Annotated in this window: 5 protein-coding genes; 1 reads left to right on the top strand and 4 read right to left on the bottom strand. The window is 28.7% G+C overall.

Annotated elements, in window-relative coordinates; translation table 11 throughout:
- A partial coding sequence (locus RSF37_RS12835) for a 5'-3' exonuclease H3TH domain-containing protein (RefSeq protein ID WP_332564796.1) occupies window positions 1-1361 on the bottom strand: 1361 nt, incomplete at its 3' end.
- A gap of 93 nt (window positions 1362-1454) precedes the next feature.
- Window positions 1455-2372 (bottom strand): glutaminase A, encoded by a 918-nt coding sequence (gene glsA / locus RSF37_RS12840; RefSeq protein WP_332564797.1) that lies wholly within the window; start codon window positions 2370-2372, stop codon window positions 1455-1457.
- Between the two features lie 161 nt (window positions 2373-2533).
- Between glsA and RSF37_RS12845 the strand changes: the two genes are divergently transcribed.
- Entirely contained in the window at window positions 2534-3772 is a 1239-nt protein-coding gene (locus RSF37_RS12845; RefSeq protein ID WP_332564798.1) for an aminopeptidase, read from the top strand.
- Between the two features lie 38 nt (window positions 3773-3810).
- Here the strand turns inward: RSF37_RS12845 and RSF37_RS12850 are convergent, their stop codons facing one another.
- Both RSF37_RS12850 and RSF37_RS12855 read right to left on the bottom strand, forming a co-directional pair.
- Complete coding sequence (locus RSF37_RS12850) at window positions 3811-4032, bottom strand: hypothetical protein (protein ID WP_332564799.1); 222 nt, start codon at window positions 4030-4032, stop codon at window positions 3811-3813.
- Between the two features lie 36 nt (window positions 4033-4068).
- The coding region (locus RSF37_RS12855) for a DUF3284 domain-containing protein (protein ID WP_332564800.1) at window positions 4069-4426 on the bottom strand (358 nt) is incomplete at its 5' end.

Genomic DNA, 4426 nt, shown 5'->3' on the forward strand with positions numbered 1-4426 from the left:
ATTTTCTTTGTAAGGATATCAAAAACTCTTTTTAAATATGTTGCACCTTCAATTAGACCTTCATGTCCTTTTTGTATTTCAGTACCAATATATGTTCCTACTATACTATTTAATGGGTATTGTCCCTTCGATGAATCAATTATATATGCTGCAATTGCAATATCAAATTCAAAGCCATTAGTTTCTATATCCATTCTACTTAATATTTTAATTAATGCTTTAGCATCATGTATTACTTTTTTCTTATTTTTTGATTCAAAGAACTCTTTTAATATTTTAGTAACTTCTACGCCTTCATTTTCATAAAAACTAGCAAAGTTAAATACTGTAGCAGTTCCTTCTTCTCCAAAAATGAAAGTATTAATTTTTCTCTTTGAGTTTAAAGGTGACTCTTCGATTTCATATGCTATATAATACGTCTTGTCTTCTTTTAAAAACTCCTTTAATTGCTCTAAAGAAGTTATTTCATTTACTAAAACTTCTTCTTTTTCTTCTTCACCTATAAATTTAGATAATGAAGATTGCATTCTAAGGTTTATAAATAATTTTTTAAGCCCTTCTTTATCAATATCATTTGTCTTCTTTATTCCATCTATTAAATTATCTATCGGAACTTCAGTCATTATTGTTGCAAGCTTTTTACTAAATATTGCCTGTTCACTATAAGTTTCAAGATTTTCTTTAAGCTTTTTACCGCTAATATTATCTATATTCTTTAAAACCTCTTCTACAGAACCATATTCTTTAATTAGTTTAAATGCTGTCTTCTCTCCAACGCCTGGAACCCCTGGTATATTATCTGATTTATCTCCCATAAGACCTTTAACATCAATAAATTGAGTTGGTGTTACTTCAAATTCCTTTATGAAAGCTTCCTTATTATACTCTGCTGTTTCTGATACACCTTTTTTTGTAATAATAACATTTATATTATCATCTGCAAGTTGAAGAGCATCTTTATCTCCAGTTACAATAAATACCTCCATACCTTCTTTTGCTGCGTCTTTTGCAGCAGTACCTATAATATCATCTGCTTCAAATCCGTCTAATTCATATATATTTATTCCAAGAAGAGTTAGCATTTCCTTTATTATAGGAAACTGTTCTCTAAGTTCATCTGGCATTTTCTTTCTTCCTGCTTTGTAGTCACCATATGCTTCATGTCTAAATGTTGGTGCTTTCTTATCAAAAGTTGCAACTATATAATCAGGATTTATATCATCCTTCATTTTTAACAGCATATTCGTAAAGCCATATATCGCATTAGTGTGAACACCTTCATTATTCGTAAGTGTCGGTGGTAATGCATAAAAGGCTCTGTTCATAAGTGAGTTAGAATCTAAAATTAATACTCTCTCCATTTTTTCCTCCTTAACTTAAGCTTTGCGCCTAGTTATAATTATGTCCCATATATTTTATTATATCACCTAAAAGTTACTTAAATTTATTTTAAACTAAAATATACTAAGATCTAATTCTCTTGATAAATCTCTAAGTACTTTTATTCCGGCAATACTATTTCCTTTTTTGTCTAATGATGGTCCGTATACACCTATTCCCATGCTTTTAGGGACAGCAGCAACTATACCTCCACCAACTCCACTTTTAGCTGGTATTCCAATACTTACAGCAAATTCTCCTGATGCATCGTACATACCACAAGTAACCATTATTGATTTTACTATTTTACATATTTTTTTCTCAATTAAAACTTCTCCGCTCCATGGAATAACTCCATCATTAGCTAGAACTGCCCCAAGTCTTGCAAGATCTTTAGCATTTGCTTCAATTGAACATTGCCTAAAATACAAATCTAATATTTCTTCTACATTACCTTCTAATATACCGTTGCTTTTCATAAAGTAAGCTAATGCTCTATTTCTATCTCCTGTAAGCTTTTCAGATACATATACTTCTTCATTGATAGTAATTGTATTATTATTAGTAGCCTTTTTCATAAAGTCAATTAACTTTTTAAGTTTTTCTTCTTCGGTATCCCCTTTTATTAATGATGTTGTAACTATAGCTCCTGCATTTATCATTGGATTATAAGGTCTTTTTGTGTCTGTTGTCTCAAGTTTAACTATTGAATTAAAGCCTTCACCTGTAGGCTCTACATTTACTTTTTTGAGTACATTTTCCTCTCCATTATCCTTTAATGCAAGAATAAGACTTATTATTTTTGAAATACTTTGTATTGTAAAATTCTCATCACAATTTCCAGCAAAATATTCTTTTCCATCTAAATTCATTACCGCAACACCTAAATCATTTACATCAGCTTTAAGTAATGCAGGTATATATGAAGCTAGCTTACCCTCTTTTCCATAGACTTTATTTATATCTACTAATTGATTTAATAAATCAGTCACGTTAAACTCACCCCATTTTCATATATTCTTAAACAAAATCAAGTAAATATATTATATTACTTATTAACTTTTCTTACAACAATACACATCTATTATTTATATAGGTATTATACTTATATTTTATGGTAAAATATAAGTAAAAAAATTAGGCGGTGACTATAATGAATAATTTTAATATTCTATTAGAAAAATATGCTAATTTAGTCGTTACAAAAGGAGTTAATTTACAAAAGGACACTCTTTTATTTATTAATTCTCCAATTGAATGTAATGAATTTGCAAGACTACTTTCAGAAGAAGCTTTTAAACTAGGCGCAAAAGATGTATACATCAATTACTCTGATGAACTTTTCACAAAACTAAGATTTGAAGAAGTGGCTACTGAAACTCTTGAAAATGTTCCACAATATGAAATCGATAAATATAACTATTTTGTTGATAACGGTGCATCATTCATTTCAATATCAGCAAGTAACCCTTCATTATTTAAAGATATTGATTCAAAAAAAATAGCAGCTGCAAGTAAAGCTAAAAGCTTAGCCCTTAGAAACTATTCTGATAAACTTATGAACAACGAAAATGCTTGGTGCGTTATATCAATGCCAACTAAAGCATGGGCAATGAAAGTATTTAGTGATTGTACATCTGAAAATGCTGTATCAAAATTATGGGATGCAATATTTAGTGTTATGAGAATTGATGGAAGTAATAATCCTTCACTAGAATGGGATAGACATTTAGAAAATTTAAAAGTAAATATGAAAGAACTTCAAAGGAATAATTTTAAGAAGCTTATATTTAAAAACAACTTAGGAACAAACCTTCACATTGAACTACCAAAAGGACATATATGGTGTGGTGGTGCAGATTACACAAAAGATGGTAAGTTATTTATAGCTAATATGCCAACTGAAGAAATCTTTACTACACCAAAAAGAAATGGTATTAACGGTACTGTAATCTCTACTAAACCTTTAAATCATAGTGGAAACTTAATTAATAATTTCAAGCTAACATTTAAAGATGGTAAAGTTATTGATTTCGCAGCTGAAGAAGGTTACGATTCTTTAAAAGAACTTTTAAACACTGATGATGGTTCTAGATATTTAGGGGAAGTGGCTCTTGTGCCTTATGACTCACCAATCTCAAACTCTAATATATTATTTTATAATACATTATTTGATGAGAATGCATCTTGCCATTTAGCATTAGGTAAAGCATATCCTTCATGTATAGAAAATGGTGAAAATATGAGTGATGAAGAATTATTAGATGCTAATTCTAACATATCATTAATTCATGTAGACTTTATGATAGGTTCAAAAGATCTTAATATTACAGGAGTAACTTACGACTCAAAAGAAATACCTGTATTTAAAGATGGTAACTTCTATTTATAAAGTTAAAGAAGCTATAAGCAATTGCTTATAGCTTCTTATTATTTACTTTTCTCTTTATAATTTGCATATATTTTGCTAAGTAAATCTTGTAAGTTATTTGAAGCTTCTTCAATAACTTCTCCTTGTGGCATTTTACCGCCTTCTATCTTAACATTATAAGCACCCTCTGTAGTTGGGTTATATTTAAATTCAACTGTAGTCTTATCTTTTTTAAGTTGTTCTAAAAGCTTATAATATTTCATATACCCCTTTATATCCATACTCTTAAATCCCTCTCATAAATAGATAAATTCTAATTACAATGTAACTTTATTTTCTTTTTTAGCGTTCTTATTAATCATTTCTCTATAATTTTTCATTTCATATTCTAATCCTTGAATTAAAAATTGAAATCTCTTTGTTATTCTCTTCTTAAATAAAAAATTTTGAAGTATTGCATTAAGGCCTTTGAAAATTCCAGCTGTGCTATCACTTTCTTCTAACCCGAAAATGCATTTATTATCATCAATTCTTTCAAATTTATATGTTGAAACGAAAGCTAGTTTATTTCTTACACTTGTTATTTGATATAATTCATTTTCTTTATAATCAGTTATTTCTACATTCATATCAACACTTTTATGAACGAATATTTTTCGGCAGACGACCATAACG

Origin of the sequence: Clostridium sp. (assembly GCF_036643715.1) — a bacterium.
Classification (GTDB): domain Bacteria; phylum Bacillota; class Clostridia; order Clostridiales; family Clostridiaceae; genus Clostridium.

Coding starts and splice junctions, on each gene's coding strand:
- RSF37_RS12850 (WP_332564799.1), bottom strand. CDS start 4,032: ATGGATATAAAGGGGTATATGAAATATTATAAGCTTTTAGAACAACTT.
- RSF37_RS12845 (WP_332564798.1), top strand. CDS start 2,534: ATGAATAATTTTAATATTCTATTAGAAAAATATGCTAATTTAGTCGTT.